The sequence below is a fragment of the Pseudomonas sp. Yb2C2 genome (assembly GCF_052112325.1).
Lineage (GTDB): Bacteria > Pseudomonadota > Gammaproteobacteria > Pseudomonadales > Pseudomonadaceae > Aquipseudomonas > Aquipseudomonas marginalis.
In genome coordinates, this window is record NZ_JAVAJK010000009.1 from 160,067 (window position 1) to 176,857 (window position 16,791).

15 protein-coding genes are annotated in these 16,791 nt (G+C 63.1%); 8 read left to right on the forward strand and 7 right to left on the reverse strand.

What is annotated here, in order from left to right; translation table 11 throughout:
• Window positions 1–103: 103 nt before the first annotated feature.
• Window positions 104–703 carry a class I SAM-dependent methyltransferase gene (locus Q8X51_RS14860; protein WP_027604278.1) on the reverse strand — a complete coding sequence of 200 codons (600 nt, stop codon included), beginning with the start codon at window positions 701–703 and terminating at the stop codon, window positions 104–106.
• Between the two features lie 101 nt (window positions 704–804).
• The gene (locus Q8X51_RS14865; RefSeq protein ID WP_407693310.1) at window positions 805–2,175 is read right to left on the reverse strand and encodes a glutamine synthetase family protein; all 1,371 of its coding nucleotides are present in this window, start codon (window positions 2,173–2,175) and stop codon (window positions 805–807) included.
• 348 nt (window positions 2,176–2,523) lie between these two features.
• Here Q8X51_RS14865 and Q8X51_RS14870 point away from each other — a divergent pair, with 348 nt between their 5' ends.
• Window positions 2,524–3,312, forward strand: a complete 789-nt coding sequence (locus Q8X51_RS14870) for a transporter substrate-binding domain-containing protein (RefSeq protein WP_407693309.1) — start codon at window positions 2,524–2,526, stop codon at window positions 3,310–3,312.
• Between the two features lie 50 nt (window positions 3,313–3,362).
• Window positions 3,363–4,199 carry a cache domain-containing protein gene (locus tag Q8X51_RS14875; RefSeq protein ID WP_407693308.1) on the forward strand — a complete coding sequence of 279 codons (837 nt, stop codon included), beginning with the start codon at window positions 3,363–3,365 and terminating at the stop codon, window positions 4,197–4,199.
• A 374-nt stretch (window positions 4,200–4,573) separates the two neighbouring features.
• Here the strand turns inward: Q8X51_RS14875 and Q8X51_RS14880 are convergent, their stop codons facing one another.
• Both Q8X51_RS14880 and pobA read right to left on the reverse strand, forming a co-directional pair.
• Complete coding sequence (locus Q8X51_RS14880; protein ID WP_407693307.1) at window positions 4,574–6,091, reverse strand: MDR family MFS transporter; 1,518 nt, start codon at window positions 6,089–6,091, stop codon at window positions 4,574–4,576.
• A gap of 66 nt (window positions 6,092–6,157) precedes the next feature.
• The gene (gene pobA / locus Q8X51_RS14885; RefSeq protein ID WP_174562733.1) at window positions 6,158–7,342 is read right to left on the reverse strand and encodes a 4-hydroxybenzoate 3-monooxygenase; all 1,185 of its coding nucleotides are present in this window, start codon (window positions 7,340–7,342) and stop codon (window positions 6,158–6,160) included.
• Between the two features lie 189 nt (window positions 7,343–7,531).
• On the opposite strand from pobA, the gene Q8X51_RS14890 reads away from it, so the two are divergent.
• Complete coding sequence (locus Q8X51_RS14890) at window positions 7,532–8,410, forward strand: helix-turn-helix domain-containing protein (RefSeq protein WP_065947382.1); 879 nt, start codon at window positions 7,532–7,534, stop codon at window positions 8,408–8,410.
• Here Q8X51_RS14890 and Q8X51_RS14895 read toward each other — a convergent pair.
• Entirely contained in the window at window positions 8,403–8,579 is a 177-nt protein-coding gene (locus tag Q8X51_RS14895) for a hypothetical protein (RefSeq protein WP_162844255.1), read from the reverse strand. The genes Q8X51_RS14890 and Q8X51_RS14895 overlap by 8 nt on opposite strands.
• Window positions 8,580–8,679: 100 nt before the next feature.
• Window positions 8,680–9,585, reverse strand: coding sequence for a LysR family transcriptional regulator (locus Q8X51_RS14900; RefSeq protein WP_407693306.1), 906 nt, complete (start codon window positions 9,583–9,585; stop codon window positions 8,680–8,682).
• Between the two features lie 107 nt (window positions 9,586–9,692).
• Here Q8X51_RS14900 and Q8X51_RS14905 point away from each other — a divergent pair, with 107 nt between their 5' ends.
• Complete coding sequence (locus Q8X51_RS14905) at window positions 9,693–10,556, forward strand: MBL fold metallo-hydrolase (protein ID WP_407693305.1); 864 nt, start codon at window positions 9,693–9,695, stop codon at window positions 10,554–10,556.
• A 34-nt stretch (window positions 10,557–10,590) separates the two neighbouring features.
• Window positions 10,591–11,205, forward strand: a complete 615-nt coding sequence (locus Q8X51_RS14910) for an NAD(P)-dependent oxidoreductase (RefSeq protein ID WP_407693304.1) — start codon at window positions 10,591–10,593, stop codon at window positions 11,203–11,205.
• Window positions 11,206–11,314: 109 nt separating this feature from the next.
• Here the strand turns inward: Q8X51_RS14910 and Q8X51_RS14915 are convergent, their stop codons facing one another.
• The gene (locus Q8X51_RS14915; protein ID WP_065928194.1) at window positions 11,315–12,187 is read right to left on the reverse strand and encodes a LysR substrate-binding domain-containing protein; all 873 of its coding nucleotides are present in this window, start codon (window positions 12,185–12,187) and stop codon (window positions 11,315–11,317) included.
• Between the two features lie 111 nt (window positions 12,188–12,298).
• Between Q8X51_RS14915 and Q8X51_RS14920 the strand changes: the two genes are divergently transcribed.
• From Q8X51_RS14920 to Q8X51_RS14930, 3 genes are all read left to right on the forward strand, one after another.
• Entirely contained in the window at window positions 12,299–13,924 is a 1,626-nt protein-coding gene (locus Q8X51_RS14920; RefSeq protein ID WP_065928195.1) for a 5-guanidino-2-oxopentanoate decarboxylase, read from the forward strand.
• Window positions 13,921–15,363, forward strand: a complete 1,443-nt coding sequence (locus Q8X51_RS14925; protein ID WP_407693303.1) for an aldehyde dehydrogenase family protein — start codon at window positions 13,921–13,923, stop codon at window positions 15,361–15,363. Before Q8X51_RS14920 ends, Q8X51_RS14925 begins: the two co-directional genes overlap by 4 nt.
• A 212-nt stretch (window positions 15,364–15,575) precedes the next feature.
• Window positions 15,576–16,763: a cyanate transporter gene (locus Q8X51_RS14930; RefSeq protein WP_407693302.1), complete on the forward strand. Its 1,188-nt coding sequence runs from the start codon at window positions 15,576–15,578 to the stop codon at window positions 16,761–16,763.
• Window positions 16,764–16,791 lie beyond the last annotated feature (28 nt).

Here is a 16,791-nt window from a genome sequence, read left to right on the forward strand (position 1 = left end):
TGGCGCGCAGTATATATCGCGAACGGAGCTAGCGAGCATCCGCAGTGCACAGGCAACCATGAAAACTCAGACAGGAGATGAAGAATAGTCCGACAAGTGGGAGTTATCCTTTCTTACGAAGAACGTAGACCCGCCACAGGCTGGAGCCCGGCATGAATTCCTGCTGACTCAAGACCTTGAACCCGGCCTGGCGAAATTCCTCTTCCACGGCGGTACGCGAGGGTACCGACACAATCACCGTGTCGCGGCTGACCCGGTGAAACTCGCGCAGCAACGCCATGCGCCCCTCGCTGCTGGGCACATGACGAAACAACTCCAGGCAGAAAATGCAATCCACCGCATTCGCCGACAAACCGATGGAAAATGCCGAGCCCTGAAAGGTCTTGACGCGCTTGAGCAATGACGGCGGATGGTGGCTACGGGCGTGGTCGAGCATGTCCTGGGAATTGTCCGAGGCCAGGATCACGCGGTTGACGTGCTCGGCCAACACCGGCCAGAAGCGCCCCGAGCCGCAGGCCAGGTCCAGGATAAGCCCCGGCTCGCCAGCGACCTTGAGCGCCTGGCGCACCAACCACTCGTCGCGCCATGACGCCAGGCGCTGGCGCAGACCGGGCGGGCGCGTGTCACCGCAGACCCTGGCGTGCTCAAGGCCACAGCGTTCGGCGTATTCGATCTCGATGGAAGAAGGAGGTTGTGGCGACATCGCAGGCTCATGTGACTGAAACGGTAGTGAACGACCTTGATTCGCAGCTTAACCCTTGCAACGTGAAAAAAAGGTCGAAGCCCTCACCAGCGTAAAAACCATCACGCCTGATGCAGATACCAACGCCAGTCCTGCTCGCCCACCTCGCCCATGAACTGGCGGTATTCAGCATGTTTCACCGCCAGGTACACGCCCAGGAACTCGCTGCCGAACGCCTCCCGCGCCCAGCTTGAAGCCTCCAGTGCGCGCAGGGTGGTAAGCCAATCGGTGGGCAGCAATTCCTTGGCCTGGGCGTAGCCGTTGCCTTCCACCGGGGCACCGGGGTCGAGTTGTTCGCGAAGGCCACGGTGGATGCCCGCCAGGATCGCGGCCGCCGCCAGGTAAGGGTTGGCATCGGCGCCGCAAATGCGGTGTTCGATATGCCGGGAATGGGCCGGACCACCCGGCACCCGCAGGCTGACGGTGCGGTTGTCCACGCCCCAGGTGGCGGCCAGCGGCGCATAGCTGTTGGTTTGGAAACGGCGATAGGAGTTGGCGTTGGGGCAGAACATCAGCAGTGAATCGAGCAGGGTGCTGAGCATGCCCCCCACTGCGTGGCGCAGCAGTGGCGTGCCGTCGGCGGCTTCACTGGCGAACAGGTTGTTGCCCTCGGCGTCGGCCAGGCTGACGTGCATGTGCATGCCGGTGCCCGCCAGGTCATCGAACGGCTTGGCCATGAAGCACGCAGCCATGCCGTGTTTGTGCGCCACGCCCTTGACCAGGCGCTTGTAGCGCACCGCTTCGTCCATGGCTTGCAGGGCGTCGGCGCGGTGTTCCAGGGTGATTTCCACCTGGCCCGGGGCGTATTCGGAGATCGCCGTGCGCGCCGGAATGCCTTGCAGTTTGCAGGCGCTGTAAAGGTCGGCGAGGAACGGTTCGATCTGCTCCAGCTCACGCAGGCCGTAGACCTGGTTTGCGCGTGGGCGCCCGCCGTCCACGTCCCGTGCGGGTTGCGGGCGGCCATTGCCGTCGGGCTTCTGGTCGAGCAGGTAGAACTCCAGCTCCGCCGCCATTACCGGGTAATAACCGTCGGCGTTCAGACCCTCGATCACCTTGGCCAGCAAATGCCGGGGGTCGGCCACGGTGGCGGGCAGGCCTTCGGTGGGGTGCATGCTGACCTGCACCGCAGCGGTCGGGATCAGCCGCCACGGCATGCGCTGCAAACTGCCGCTGATCGGGTAGGCGCGGCAGTCGATATCGCCCACTTCCCACACCAGCCCGGAATTTTCCACATCGTCGCCATTGATGGTCAGGCCGAGGATGGTGCTGGGCAGCGGCCGCCCGCTTTCATACACCGCCAGCAATTCGTCGCGGTGCAGCAACTTGCCGCGCGGCACGCCGTTGTTGTCGAGGATAAACAGCTCGAACATCTCGATGTCCGGATGCTGTTCAAGGAAGGCGTGGGCTTCGTGCAGGCTGGCAAAAACACTCATGGGGGGTTCTCGTACGTTTGTTTCAGGCAGGCGCGCGCAAGGGTGCGTCATCCGTGGGGTAAATCAGCGTAGAAGAAGGGAGTCTGGCGGGCGCGCGTGGCGGCAGTGGAACAGGGCCCAGAAGGCGAGCTCGGAGGGCAGTGTCGCAGGGTGAGTGTCGGAAGAGCCGCCCATGGGTGGATCACAATGATAGAGATGCGCCCAGCGTCACACGCCCGCATAGGTGTTTAAATTCAGGGTTGATGGAGTTTGGTTGCGACTTGGCTAAACATTCAACGCCCCCTTGCTACCTGGCCTTGCTGCTGGAAATAATGACCGCCCGCGAGCATGCCCCAAGGACTCGATCGCATGAAAACAACGATAACCCTGTGCGTACTGGTAAGCCTGGCCACCTCCGCCCTGGCCACCTCCGCCCTGGCCGACACCGCCCCCTCGCGCCTTGACCAGGTGCTTGAGCGCGGCACCCTCAGCGTCTGCACCACCGGCGACTACAAGCCCTACACCTCGTTGCGCGCCGATGGCGGCTATGAAGGCATCGACATTGCCATGGCCGAGTCCCTGGCCAAGAGCCTTAATGCCAGGATCCAGTGGGTGCCCACCACCTGGAAAACCCTGATGCCGGACTTCCTCGCCCAGCGCTGCGACATTGCCGTGGGCGGGATTTCGGTGTCCCTGGAACGCCAGAAAAAAGCCTTCTTCAGCCAGTCCCTCGGGGTCGACGGCAAGATTCCGCTGGTGCGTTGCGCCGACGTCAAGCGTTACCAGACCGTGGAGCAGATCAACCAGCCCCAGGTGCGCGTGATCGAACCGGCGGGCGGCACCAACGAAGTCTTCGCTCGCGCCCATCTGGGCCAGGCGCAAATCCGCCTGCACGACAACGTGACCATCTTCGACGAACTGCTGGCCGGCAAGGCCGACGTGATGATCACCGACGCCAGCGAGGCGCGTTACCAGCAGAAGCAAAAGCCCGGGTTGTGCGCGGTCAACCCGGAGCGGCAGATGCAGTACAGCGAAAAAGCCTTCCTGCTGCCCCGCGATGATGTGGCGTGGAAGAGCTATGTCGACCAGTGGTTGCACCTGAGCGTGGCCACCGGCGTCTACGACGGCATCGTCAGCCAATGGTTGGCGGCGCCCTGAGCCAGAGCCGTCTACGCTGTGCTCACATCAATAAGAACGAGGGACGGAACATGAAGGGACTGCTCCGCATCACCTGGCTGCTGCTGTTGTGTTTCAGCCAGGTGCACGCCGACACGCCGGGTGAGGACGCCCAGGCCGCCAAGGCCTTGCTGGGAAAAGCCCTGGCCTACTACCAGACCAACGGTGACAAGGCCTTTGCGGCGTTCAGCCGCCAGGGCGAGTTCATCGACCACGACCGCTATGTGTTCGTGGTCGATACCCAGGGCGTGCTGCTGGCCAGTGGCGGGCCCTCCTCCGCCCTGATCGGCCGCGATGTGTCCGAGGTACTCGGGCCGGAGTTGCGCCAGTCATTCAAGGACGCGCTCAAGGTGCCGGAAGGCCAGGGTATCCAACAGGCCGACTACCGCTGGCAGAACTGGAACGACGGCAAGGTCGAGCACAAGCATGTGTTTTACCAGCGCGTCGGCCAGCGCATCCTCGCTGTGGGTTATTACCTGCCGCGCGCCACCCCGGAACAGGCCCGGGCCCTGCGCAACAAGGCGGTGAACGCGTTGGTGAAGGATGAAGCCGGCACGCTCAAGGCCATCAACTCATTGCAGGGCGGTTTCCTGCAGGATGACCTCTATGTGTTTGTGGTGGACTTGAACACCCAGCGTTACGTGGCCCATGGCACCAACCTGCGACTGATCAACACCGATTTCAGCAAGATCAAGGACCCCGACGGCAAGCCGGTGGGCGAGCCGATCCTCAAGCTGATGGCCGAGCAGGACCAGGGAGAATACAAATACCGTTGGAAGAACCCGGTGACGGGCAAGGTCGAGAACAAGCATGCGTATATCCGCAAGAGCGGGCATTTCATGGTTGCGGTGGGTTACTACAGCCCCTGATCTGAACTGGAATGCATTCAAATGTGGGAGGGGCGGTGCGACGATTCGACTTGCCCCCGATGGCAGTGTGTCAGTCGAAGATGTTCCAACTGAACCACCGCCATCAGGGCATGGGTATCTACACAATTTTCAGAGACTGGCGAGTTCCCCTGTGGCGAGCGGGCTTGTCCCGCGTTGGGCTGCGAAGCAGCCCCAAAACCAGCCTCTACAGAGTGTCTGATACACCGCATTCTGCTTTACTGGGGCTGCTACGCAGCCCAACGCGGGACAAGCCCGCTCGCCACAAGGAGATTTGTCAGGGGCTGAAAAGTTGTGTAGATACCCATGGCCTCCGGGGGCAAGCCCCCTCCCACATTAGGTCTCTATTGTGTCAGTCAGCGGGTTTTGTCTTCCCGCCCGCGCAGCACGCGATTGGGCATCGCGATCGCCGCCGCCAACCCCAGCAGCGACACCCCCGCACTCACCAGCAGCAAATGCCGGAACGTCACCCCCAGCTCCCCGCGCAGGGCATCCTGCGCCGGGCCTGGCGCGGCGTTCAGGCCGTCAAGCAGCACGTTGCCGGAACCGCCTTCGGCCACCAGCGCACCGCTGGCCAGATGGGCGAAGCTGGAGTCCTGCAACAACGCCAGCAGCAACGCCGACATGCACGCCACCCCCACCGCGCCGCCCAGGGAGCGGAACAGGTTGGTGGTGCTGGTAGCAACGCCGATGTCCCGTTGCTCCACCGAGTTCTGCGCCCCCACCAGGGAGGTGGGGAACTGCATGCCCGCGGCGATCCCGCACAGCAACATGAATACGCCGGTCAGCAGCATATCCTGGGGCGCACTGTAGGCCATGCCCAGGATCGCCAGCGGGCTTAACAGCGCGCCGCTGAGAATCATCGGTTTGTAACGCCCGGTCACCGAGGTCATGCGCCCGGCGCAATAGGCGCCGATGGGCAGGCCCATCGCCAGGGGCAGCAAATGCAAGGCGGCGCTGTCGGCACCGCCGCTGGTCACTGTCTGAAAGCGCAGGGGCATCAGCACCGTCAGGGAGATCGCCTGGAAGCTGGTGAAGAAAATCGTGCACCAGCACAGCACCGCGCTGCGGTTGGCAAACAGGTGCATCGGCAGCAAGGGCTCGCGGGCGCGGCGCTCGTGCCAGACGAACAGGGTCAATGCCACCAGGGCACAGGCCAGCAGCCCCAACACCTGGCTGTCACGCCAATGATGGCCCTGGCCGATTTCGGTAATGCCCAACAGCAAGGCGGTGAGGCCGATGATCATCAGCACCGTGCCGAGGTAATCGATGATCGGCTTGCGTTGCGGCGCCGGCAGCCCCACCAGGGTGCGATGGGCCACGTACCAGGCACCGGCGCCCAGCGGCAGGTTGATCAGGAACACCCAGCGCCAGGATAAATACTCGGTCATGTAGCCGCCCAACACCGGCCCGGCCACGCTGGCCACTGCGTACATGCTGCTGAAATAGCCCTGATAGCGCCCGCGCTCACGGGGCGGGATGATGTCGCCGATGATCGCCTGGCTCACCGAGATCATTCCGCCGGCGCCGATGCCCTGCAGCACCCGCGCCAGCACCAGTTGCTCCATGCTCTGGGCCATGCCGCAGAACAACGAAGCGACGGTGAACAGGCCCATGCCGATCAGCATCATCGGCCGCCGCCCGTAGAGGTCGCCGAGCTTGCCGTAGATCGGCACCGCCACCGTCATCGCCACCATATAACCGGAGATGACCCAGGCCAGCAGGTTGACGTCGTGGAATTGCGCGGAGATGGCGGGCATGGACACGGCGACAATGGTCTGGTCCAGGGCACCGAGGAAGATCGCCATCATCAACGAGGCGAGAATACTGCGCACCGCGGGGAGCGGTGGCGCGGGCTGATTGAGCTGAGTCACGGCAGAACCTTCGAGCAGGGCCCGCGGGAAAAGGCAGCCCGCGGGAATGCTCGATACGATAGCAGGCTATTCGATAGGCTCGTAAGGAAGTCCGACGTAATTTTCCGCGATGGTCTGGCGCCCGGCTTCGGAGTGGATGAAGTACTCCAGCTCGCTCTGGGCAATGCGCTGGCTGAATCCGTCGGACTCAGGGAATTGATGCAACATCGAGGTCATCCACCAGGAAAACCGTTCGGCCTTCCACACCCGGCGCAGGCAGATGGCGGAATAACGTTCGAGCAAGTCCACGCGCCCCTCGCCATACACCTTGAGCAAAATCCGGAACAGGGTGCTCACGTCGCTGGCCGCCAGGTTCAAGCCCTTGGCCCCGGTGGGCGGCACGATATGGGCCGCATCGCCGAGCAGGAACAGGCGCCCGTACTGCATCGGTTCCACCACAAAACTGCGCAGGGGCGCGATGCTTTTTTCGATGGAGGGGCCGGTGACCAGTTGTTCAGCCAAAGCGTTGGGCAGCCGGGTTTTCAGTTCCGCCCAGAAGCGTTCGTCCGACCATTCGCCCACCGGCTCCTCGGCCGGCACTTGCAGGTAATAGCGGCTGCGCGTCGGTGAACGCATGCTGCACAGCGCAAAGCCCCGTGAATGCTTGGCGTACACCAGTTCCGCGTGCACCGGCGGGGTGTCGGCAAGGATGCCCAGCCAACCGAAGGGGTAGACACGCTCGAACACCTTCAGCGATTCAGCCGGGATCGACTGGCGCGCCACACCGTGGAACCCATCACAACCGGCGATGTAGTCGCACTCCAGGCGAAACGCCTGGCCCTGATGCTCGAACGTCAGCCAGGGTCGATCACTTTTAAGATCATGGGGCTGCACGTCGCGCGCTTCATACAGCGTGGTGGCGCCAGCGGCGGCGCGGGCGGCCATGAGGTCGCGGGTGACTTCGGTCTGGCCGTAGATCATCACCGATTGGCCGCCGGTCAGCGCCTTGAGGTCGATGTGGGTCAGTTGACCGTCCAGCGCCAGCTCGAAGCCATCATGTACCAGGCCTTCGGCATCCATGCGCTGGCTCACGCCCGCCTCGCGCAGCAGGTTGACCATGCCTTGTTCCAGCACCCCGGCGCGGATACGGCCTTGTACGTAGTCGGCACTCTGGCGCTCCAGGATCAGGGTCTGGATACCGGCGTTGTGCAACAGCTGGCCGAGCAAGAGTCCGGAGGGACCGGCGCCGATAATGGCGACTTGGGTTTTCAGGGTTTTCATTATTTTTATCGCCCGCAAGTTCCACCCGAACGGATCGAGTGAAAGAGTTGTCATTGATCTTGTGGCTGACAGTTTTCACTTGAGTGCGCAGTATAAGAAGGTGAAAACTGCGACAAAACCTGCGCTTTTTGCCAATTTGGGCGATTACCGCACCACTGTCCTGAGTATCGGATTGAAACCATGACCAACACCGCGATTCCGGTCTTCAAGCTTTACGGAGAAAGCCAGCAATGGCCGACCCCCGATTTGTTGCACTGCGAAACCATTTCCCGGCGCAGTCGGGAATACCAGTGGGAAATCCAGCCCCACCGGCACGCGGATCTGTGCCAACTGCTGTACGTGCACAAAGGCCAGGCCGAGTTGGAAATCGAAGGCCAGCGCACCACCCTCAACGAAGCCACGCTGCAGGTATTGCCGCCGTTGTGCGTGCATGGGTTTCGCTTTGCCGAAGATGTGGAAGGCTATGTAGTCACCCTGGCGGCACCGCTGGTCAGCCACTTGCAAGCCCAACTGGGCGCAACGGCAGGCGGTTTGCAGACCCTGGGCAGCTACCCGGCGGGCAAGGACAGTGATTACCTCAACAGCCAGTTCGCCCGCCTGCAGGACGAATACGCCGACGACCAACCGGCCCGGGACATGCTGATGCACGCGCTGGTCAGTGTGCTGCTGGTGTGGATCAGCCGCCAGGCCATCCAGCGTCGCCACCCGCGCGCGCCAAGGGGCCGCGAGTATTTCCGGCGCTTTACGCAATTGGTTGAACAGCACTATCGGGAACACCCGAAGATTGAGGATCTGGCCCACAAACTGGGTATCTCGGTCTCACACCTGAATGGGACGTGTCGGGAACTGGGCGGGCAGCCTGCCTTGCAGATCATGCATGACCGTCAATTACTCGAGGCCAAGCGCCTGCTGACCTACACCAGCATGACCATCAACGAAATGTCGGAAGTACTGGGTTTTTCCGACCCGACCAACTTCTCTCGGCTGTTCCGCCGACGGGTCGGGTTCTCACCCAAGGCGTTTCGCGAGCAACTCAAGGCCGAACAGCCGTCTACCTGAGTGCACTGAAACTGCCGGTGTGGGGAACGCATTGGTCCTGATGGCAGCTGATCGCAAAGGTCGGCTGCATCCGGGTCTGCTCCACGCGGTAGGCGGCGGTGCCATACAGGCCGGTCGCCAAGGCGCAGAGGAAGAAAATCATCAGGTATTTGCGGGTTTTAATGCTCATGGCACAGACCTCTGAGCGGATCTACAGGGTGCTGTTTAAAGCATAGGTCAACCAGGGCGAGTTGCCATTATTGGGCGACATTCAACAGGGTTATGTCGCCCTAAAGACACCTATCCCACACCGGCTCCTCGGGGAACCTCACCACCAGGAAATCCAGCAGGCTGCGCAGCGCCGAAGGCATGTGTTTGCGTGACGCATAGACCGCGTAGATGTTCATCTGCCGGGGTTCGGCCTCGGGTAGCAGACGTACCAGTTCACCACGGCGGATGTGATCGCCGGCCTGGTAGCTGGGCAGCATCGCCACACCCGCGCCGGCCAGCGTCACGCGTAACAACGTACTGGCTTCGTTAGCGGTGATATTGCCGTGCACCGGCACCGAGACGTGCTCGCCGTGCTCCTCGAAATGCCACAGGCTTTTGCCGAAGTACGAATGGGTCAGGCAGTTGTGCCGGGCCAAGTCTTCGACTTTCTGCGGCGCCGGGTGCTCCAACAGGTAGGCCGGGGTTGCGCACACCACGGAGCGACAGACCGTCAGGCGCCGGGCGATCAGGTTGGGGTCCAGGTCGTTGCTGGTGCGGATGGCCAGGTCGATGCGCTCGCCCACCAGGTTCACCGTGCGGTCGAGCATTTGCAGGTCAATGGTCACCAGGGGATAGCGCTTGACGTACTCGGCAATGGCCTCGGCCAATTGCGCCTGGCCGAACGAGGTGCTGACACTCAGGCGCAACAGGCCACGGGGCGCCTTATCAGGCTCACTGACGGCGGCCTGCATATCACCGCACAACTCCAGGAGTTGCCGACAGCGTGGCAGGGTTTCGCCACCGGCCGCCGTGAGGCTGAGCTTGCGGGTGGTGCGGTGCAACAGGCGCGCGCCGACCCAGTCTTCCAGCTCGGCCAGGTAACGCGACACCACCGGGCGCGACAGGTCCAGATGGTCGGCGGCGGCGGACTGACTGCCCAGGTCCACCACCGTGACAAACACGCGCATTGCTTGAAGACGATCCATGATTTGCCCGATTTCAGAAACAAACTATGTCCCAGCATCGCATTTTTAGTTCGGTTTAGTGCAACTAAGCTCTGTGCATCCTTTGAATCCACTGCTGGAGCTGCCCGATGTTCTCAACCCTCAAGCGCTTGACCTTCACCGCTGCCTTGGCGTTTGCCGGCCATGCAGCGGCGGCCGACCTGACTCTGGATGTCTACAACCCGGGCGAGGCGGCGATCTTCCCGGTCAGCTCGGTGCTGGTCAGCGGTGCCAAAGACGCGATCCTGGTGGACGCGCAATTCGGCAAGGGCCAGGCCGAGCAACTGGTGCAGAAGATCCGCGCCAGCGGCAAACACCTGACCACCATCTACATCAGCCATGGCGACCCGGATTACTACTTCGGCCTCGACACCCTGACGGCCGCGTTCCCCGACGCCAAGGTGCTGGCGCCACAACCGGTGGTCGACCATATCAACGCCACCGTGGCCGGCAAACTTGAGTTCTGGGGCCCGAAAATGGGTGCCGACAAACCGGGCAAAACCATCGTGCCCCAGGTGCTGCAAGGCCATAGCCTGACCCTTGAAGGGCAGCAGTTGGAGGTGATCGGCCTGGATGGCCCGCAGCCGGACCGCAGCTTCGTGTGGATCCCGTCGATCAAGGCCGTGGTCGGGGGCGTGGTGGTCGCGCAAAACATTCACCTGTGGATGGCCGACACTCAAAGCGCGCAATCCCATAAAGACTGGCTTGCGACCCTGCAACGCATCGAACAGTTGAAGCCACGCACGGTGATTCCTGGCCACTACCTGGGCACGCCGTCACCGCAAGCCGTGGCCTTTACTGCCGACTACATCAAGGCCTTCGACGTAGAAACCGCCAAGGCCAAGGACGCCGCCGCCCTGATCGCGGCCATGAAAAAGCGCTACCCCAGCCTCGCCGACGAAAGCTCGCTGGAACTGAGCGCCAAAGTCGCCAAGGGCGAAATGAAGTGGTGAATGCCTTTAAACCCTGACCGTACTGGAGAACATCATGAGCAAGATCGCAATCATTGGGGCCACCGGCCGTGTCGGCAGCCAATTGCTGGAAGAAGCCCTGCGTCGTGGGCATAGCGTGGTGGCTATCGCGCGTAACACCGACAAGCTGGCTGTACGCCCCGGCGTCACCGTCAAGCAGGTTGATGCACTGGATGCCAATGCCCTGGAACAAGCCATCAGCGGCAGCGATGTGGTGATCAGCGCGGCACATTTCGCCACCCTGCCCGCCAGCGCCGTGATCGGCCCGGTAAAAAAAGCCGGGGTGAAACGCCTGCTGGTGGTGGGCGGCGCCGGTTCGTTGCTGCTGCCCGGTGGCGGGCGTGTAATCGACAGCGAGGGCTTCCCGGCGGAATACAAAGCCGAAGCCAGTGCAGGGGCCGCGTTTCTCGACGTGCTGCGTCAGGAAAAGGACCTGGATTGGACGTTCCTGTCGCCGTCGGCCTTGTTCGATGGCACCCAGCGCACCGGTAAATTCCGCCTGGGCCAGGATGACTTGCTGGTGAGCAGTGACGGTAGCAGCTCGATCAGCTTTGCCGACTACGCCATCGCCATGCTCGATGAAGTGGAAACACCGAAGCACTCGCGCCAGCGCTTCACCGTCGGTTACTGACACCTGTGGGAGGGGGCTTGCTCCCGATAGCGGTAGTTCAGTTGGAGCCTCTTTGACTGACACACCGCTATCGGGAGCAAGCCCCCTCCCACATTTGGATCTTCAGCGCCTACGACTGCTGCGCCTGGCTCACTAACCAATCCATCAGCGCTTCAAGCCCTGCCGACGGCACCGTCCCCGGCGGATACACCAGGTAGTACCCCTTCCCCGTCGGTACCCGCAGTTCAAACGGCATCGCCAAGCGCCCCGCCTTGAGATCCTCGCCCATCAACGCACTGTCGCCCATCGCCACCCCGGAGCCCTGGGAGGCCACGTTCATCGCCAAGTCCAACGTCTCGAAATGATGCCCCTGGCTCACGTTGCTCAACCGCGTATCCGCCGCCTGGAGCCAGCGCGCCCAATCGCGCTCATCCCGCGTGGGGTGCAACAGCACCTGTTGCTGCAAGTCCGCCGGGGTGTGCAAACCGGCGAGCAGCGCCGGTGCGCAGACCGGGGTGAGTTGCTCATCGAACAAATGCCGCGCCTCGGCCGATTGCTCGGCGATGGGCGCATAGATCACCGCCGCGTCGAATTGCTCGCGACGAAAATCCACGCTGTAGGCCACGGTGGTGGTGAGTTCCACCGGAACGTCCGGGCGCTCCCGCTGCCATTGCATCAGGCGCGGCAACAACCAGCGCATTACGCAGGTGGAGGCCTTGATTTGCAGGGTATGGCGGCGATTGCCGATCTGCTCCACCGCGTCACCGAGCAGGCCAAACACCTGCTGCACCCGTTGCGACCACTCGCGACCTTCTTCGGTCAGGCTCAACCCCCGTGCCTGGCGCTGGAACAAGGCGTAGCCCAAATGGCTCTCCAGCCCGGCGATCTGCCGGCTCACCGCACCTTGTGTGATATGCAGTTGCTCGGCGGCGCGGGTGAAGTTGCAGCACTGGGCCGTGACCCAGAAGGTATGCAGCGCGGGCAGGGGCGGAAGGCGTTTCATAAGGGCGCAGCCATGACGTGAGGACATGGCTAGTATGACTTTTTATCGATTGTTGCCGCTACGGGCCAGCCGTTCCAATACCGCCACGAATCCATAACAAGAGCGACACCTATGGCGACCTGTGGCGAAGTATTGGTCAACCTCCTGGAAAGCTACGGCGTGGACCAGGTGTTTGGTATTCCCGGCGTGCACACCGTGGAGCTGTATCGCGGCCTGGCCCGCTCGAGCATCCGCCACGTCACCCCGCGCCACGAACAGGGCGCCGGCTTTATGGCCGACGGCTACGCGCGCACCCGTGGCAAACCGGGCGTGTGTTTCATCATCACCGGCCCGGGCATGACCAATATCACCACCGCCATGGGCCAGGCCTACGCCGACTCGATCCCGATGCTGGTGATTTCCAGCGTGCAATCGCGCAGCCAGTTGGGCGGCGGGCGCGGCAAACTGCATGAGCTGCCGAACCAGGGCGCGATGATGGCCGGCGTGGCGGCGTTCTCCCATACCTTGATGTCGGCAGCGGAGTTGCCCGCCGTGCTGGCGCGGGCGTTTGCGTTGTTCCAGGCCGGCAGGCCGCGCCCGGTGCATATCGAGATTCCATTGGATGTGCTGGTGGAAAACGCCGATGCACTGCTCGGCAGTCAACCGGTCAGCATCGCCCGTGCCGGTGCGGCACCGGCGGCGGTCAAGCAGATGAGCCAGTTGCTCGCCGCCGCCAAACGCCCGCTGATCCTGGCCGGTGGCGGCGCGATTGAAGCGGCCGCCGAATTGACCCGCCTGGCCGAAGCCCTCGGCGCGCCGGTGGCCCTGACCATCAATGCGAAGGGCATGCTGCCTTCCGAGCATCCGCTGCTGATCGGCTCGACTCAGTCCCTGGTCGCTACCCGCGCGCTGGTGGCCGAGGCCGATGTGGTGCTGGCCATCGGCACCGAGCTGGCCGAGACCGACTACGACGTGACCTTCGCCGGTGGCTTCGAGATACCCGGTGCGCTGCTACGCATTGATATCGACCCCGACCAGACCGTGCGCAACTACCCGCCGCATCTCGCCTTGGTGGCCGACGCAAGGATCGCCGCCGATGCCTTGCTGGCCGACTTGAACCGCACGCCGCTGGGCCCCCGCCACATCGACTGGGGCGCTCAGCGCGTCGCCCGGTTGTGGGCCGAACTGGCCCCCACCTGGGACGCCGCCACCCGCGCGCAAACCCTGTTCCTCAATACGGTGCTGGAGGCACTGCCGGGCGCCGTGCTGGTGGGCGATTCGACCCAACCGGTGTACAGCGGCAACCTGACCCTGAACCTCGACCACCCGCGCCGCTGGTTCAACTCCTCCACCGGCTACGGCACCTTGGGCTACGCCCTGCCGGCCGCCATTGGCGCCTGGTTGGGCCGTGGCGATGGGCAACCGGTGGTGTGTTTGATCGGCGACGGCGGGCTGCAATTCACCCTGCCGGAACTGGCCAGCGCAGTGGAAGCGCGCACGCCGATCATCGTGCTGCTGTGGAATAACCAGGGATATGAAGAGATCAAGAAATACATGCTCAACCGCGCCATCGAACCGGTCGGCGTAGACATCTACACCCCGGATTTTATCGGCGTGGCCAAGGCCCTCGGCAGTGCTGCCGACAGCGCTCACAGCGTTGCACAGCTGCGCAACGCCTTGCGCGCCGCCGCCGATCGCCCGGGGCCGACGCTGATTGAGATCGACCAGGACCTATGGATGCAGGAGCCAGCGGTATGAGCGCAGTAATGAACGGTGTGTATATCGACGGCGCATGGCGTGCCGGCCATGACGTGCTGGAGGTGATCAACCCGGCCACCGAGGCGACCCTGGCCCGTGTCAGCGTCGGCGATGGGCAGGCCGTGACCCAGGCCGTGGATGCAGCCAGCGCGGCCTTTATCGACTGGTCGAAAAGTAGCGGCCGTGATCGCGCCAGCCTGCTGCGCAAAATCGCCCAAGGCGTCAGCGCGCAGCGCGAACAGTTGATGCACCTGCAATCGAGCAACAACGGCAAGCCGCTGTTTGAAGCCGGCATCGATGTGGACGACGTGATCGCCACGTTCGAGTACTACGCCGGTATCGCCGACGACATGGACGCCGGACAGGATCGCCCGGTGGCGCTGCCCAGCGATGACTTCAGCGCGCGCCTGCGCCGTGAGCCGTGCGGCGTGGTGGGGTTGATCGTGCCGTGGAATTTCCCGATGGTCACCACCGCCTGGAAACTCGCCCCGGCCCTTGCCGCCGGTTGCTGCGTGGTGCTCAAGCCCTCGGAAGTCACGCCCTTGGCGGAGTTGCAGTTGGCGCAAATCATCGCTGACGCGGGCTGCCCGGCGGGGGTGTTCAACCTGGTCTGCGGCACCGGCTTGGCCGTTGGTGCACCGCTGGCGGCAGACCGTCGCGTGGCGAAGATTTCCTTCACCGGCAGCAACGCCGTGGGGGTGCAGGTGATGCAACGTGCAGCGGAAACCATCAAGGGCGTGAGCCTGGAATTAGGCGGTAAATCTTCGCTGCTGGTACTGGCGGATGCCGACCTCGACCTGGCGGTGGAGCTGGCGTGTGGCGGTGGTTTTTTCAACGCCGGGCAAATGTGTTCCGCCACCAGCCGCGTGCTGGTGGCCGACAGCCTGGCGGATGAATTCCTGCAACGCTTGCAGGCACGGGCTGAAGCAATTCGCGTCGCCGACCCATTTGCCGACGACGTGGAAATGGGCGCGTTGATCAACCGCGTGCAGTATCAGCGGGTGCTGGGGCATATCCAACGGGGCATTGAGGCTGGCGCGCGATTGGTGTGTGGCGGCGAACGCCCGGCGAACCTGGCGAAGGGCTACTTCATTCGCCCAACCGTGTTTACCGACGTGCCATTGGACAGTGCATTGTGGAACGAAGAAATCTTCGGCCCGGTGCTGTGTGTACGACCTTTTACCACTGAGGAAGAGGCCATTGCCCTGGCCAACGACAGCGATTTCGGCCTGGTGGCCAGCGTGGTCAGCCGTAGCGTCGAGACCACCGAACGCGTGGCGAATGCCTTGCAGGCCGGGTTGGTGTGGATCAACGCCCCGCAGGTGATCTTCCCGCAGACGGCGTGGGGTGGTTACAAGCAGAGCAGTATCGGCCGTGAGCTGGGGCCGTGGGGCCTGGCGGCGTTTCAGGAAATCAAGCACGTGATCCGGTCCAACTGACGACGCAGAACAAATATGGGAGGGAGCTTGCACCTAATGCCAGTCAGTTAAGGAGGAACACTGTAACTGTGGTGAGCGGGCTTGCCCGCTCTCACACTTTGACTTGCGGTGTTTCAGTTAACCGCAATTTTTAGATAGCCCCTGCGACTTTCTCATTTGCCCCCCTCCCCCATGCGTGGCCTGATTCGCCCTTGTTCATTCAAGGCAGGCCCATGGAAAACGTTCAGGCAAAACCCACCACCGCCGTGTGGCTGATGATCAGCGTCGTGCTGGTCGCCCTTAACCTGCGGCCGTCGATGGCCGCCGTGGGGCCGTTGTTGTCGTCGATTCGCGGCGACGTGCCGTTGAGTTTCAGCAGCGCGGCGTTGCTGACCATGTTGCCGGTCATGGCCATGGGCCTGGCGATGTTCTTTGGCATGGGCCTGGCCAAGCGTTTTGGCGAGCACCGCAGCATTGTGCTGTCACTGCTGGTGATTGGCGTGGCGACGTTGTCGCGGCTGTTCCTGGATTCGGCCCTGGAATTGATCGTCAGCGCGATTGCCGCCGGTGTGGGCATCGCCATGATCCAGGCGTTGATGCCGGCGCTGATCAAGTCGCGGTTCAGCGAAAACGTGTCGTTGTTCATGGGCCTCTACGTCACCGCTATCATGGGCGGCGCGGCGCTGGCGGCAGCGTTCTCCCCCTTCGTGCAGGTGCAGACCGGCAGCTGGCGCATCGGCCTGGCGATCTGGGCGTTTCTGGCGCTGCTGGCCCTGGTGTTCTGGTACGCCCAGCGCTCGGTGTTGCCACCGTTGCCCCAAGCCGCCGCCGGCCCTCAGGAATCGTTTTTCGGCAACGGCCGCGCCTGGTTGCTGGCGATCTTTTTCGGCCTCGGTACGGCGTCCTACACCTGCGTGCTGGCGTGGCTGGCGCCGTACTACGTGGAGCAAGGCTGGAGCGAACAGAATGCCGGTTTGTTGCTGGGTTTCCTGACCGCGATGGAGGTGGTGTCCGGCCTGGTCACGCCGGCCATCGCCAACCGCCGCCGGGATAAACGCGGGGTGGTGGCGGTGTTGCTGGGGCTGATCATCCTCGGGTTCTGCGGCCTGATCCTCAGCCCGCAATACCTCAGTTTGCTGTGGCCGTGCCTGCTGGGGCTGGGTATCGGCGGGTTGTTCCCGATGAGCCTGATCCTGTCCCTCGACCACCTCGACAACCCGCGTCGCGCGGGGAGCCTTACCGCATTCGTGCAGGGCATCGGCTACCTGATTGCCGGCCTGTCGCCGCTGATCGCCGGGATGATCCGCGACCAGCTGGGCAGCTTCGAATGGGCCTGGTGGTCGCTGACGGCGGTGATCGTGGTGATGCTGCTGATCGTCACGCGCTTCAACCCAAGGCATTACGCACAACATATTCGCTGACGTCGTGTTGCAAACAGTATTTGTCCCA

Coding starts and splice junctions, on each gene's coding strand:
- Q8X51_RS14865 (WP_407693310.1), bottom strand. CDS start 2,175: ATGAGTGTTTTTGCCAGCCTGCACGAAGCCCACGCCTTCCTTGAACAG.
- Q8X51_RS14895 (WP_162844255.1), bottom strand. CDS start 8,579: ATGAGCATTAAAACCCGCAAATACCTGATGATTTTCTTCCTCTGCGCC.
- Q8X51_RS14930 (WP_407693302.1), top strand. CDS start 15,576: ATGGAAAACGTTCAGGCAAAACCCACCACCGCCGTGTGGCTGATGATC.
- Q8X51_RS14860 (WP_027604278.1), bottom strand. CDS start 703: ATGTCGCCACAACCTCCTTCTTCCATCGAGATCGAATACGCCGAACGC.
- Q8X51_RS14900 (WP_407693306.1), bottom strand. CDS start 9,585: ATGGATCGTCTTCAAGCAATGCGCGTGTTTGTCACGGTGGTGGACCTG.
- Q8X51_RS14870 (WP_407693309.1), top strand. CDS start 2,524: ATGAAAACAACGATAACCCTGTGCGTACTGGTAAGCCTGGCCACCTCC.
- Q8X51_RS14905 (WP_407693305.1), top strand. CDS start 9,693: ATGTTCTCAACCCTCAAGCGCTTGACCTTCACCGCTGCCTTGGCGTTT.
- Q8X51_RS14875 (WP_407693308.1), top strand. CDS start 3,363: ATGAAGGGACTGCTCCGCATCACCTGGCTGCTGCTGTTGTGTTTCAGC.
- Q8X51_RS14890 (WP_065947382.1), top strand. CDS start 7,532: ATGACCAACACCGCGATTCCGGTCTTCAAGCTTTACGGAGAAAGCCAG.
- Q8X51_RS14925 (WP_407693303.1), top strand. CDS start 13,921: ATGAGCGCAGTAATGAACGGTGTGTATATCGACGGCGCATGGCGTGCC.
- Q8X51_RS14920 (WP_065928195.1), top strand. CDS start 12,299: ATGGCGACCTGTGGCGAAGTATTGGTCAACCTCCTGGAAAGCTACGGC.
- Q8X51_RS14915 (WP_065928194.1), bottom strand. CDS start 12,187: ATGAAACGCCTTCCGCCCCTGCCCGCGCTGCATACCTTCTGGGTCACG.
- Q8X51_RS14910 (WP_407693304.1), top strand. CDS start 10,591: ATGAGCAAGATCGCAATCATTGGGGCCACCGGCCGTGTCGGCAGCCAA.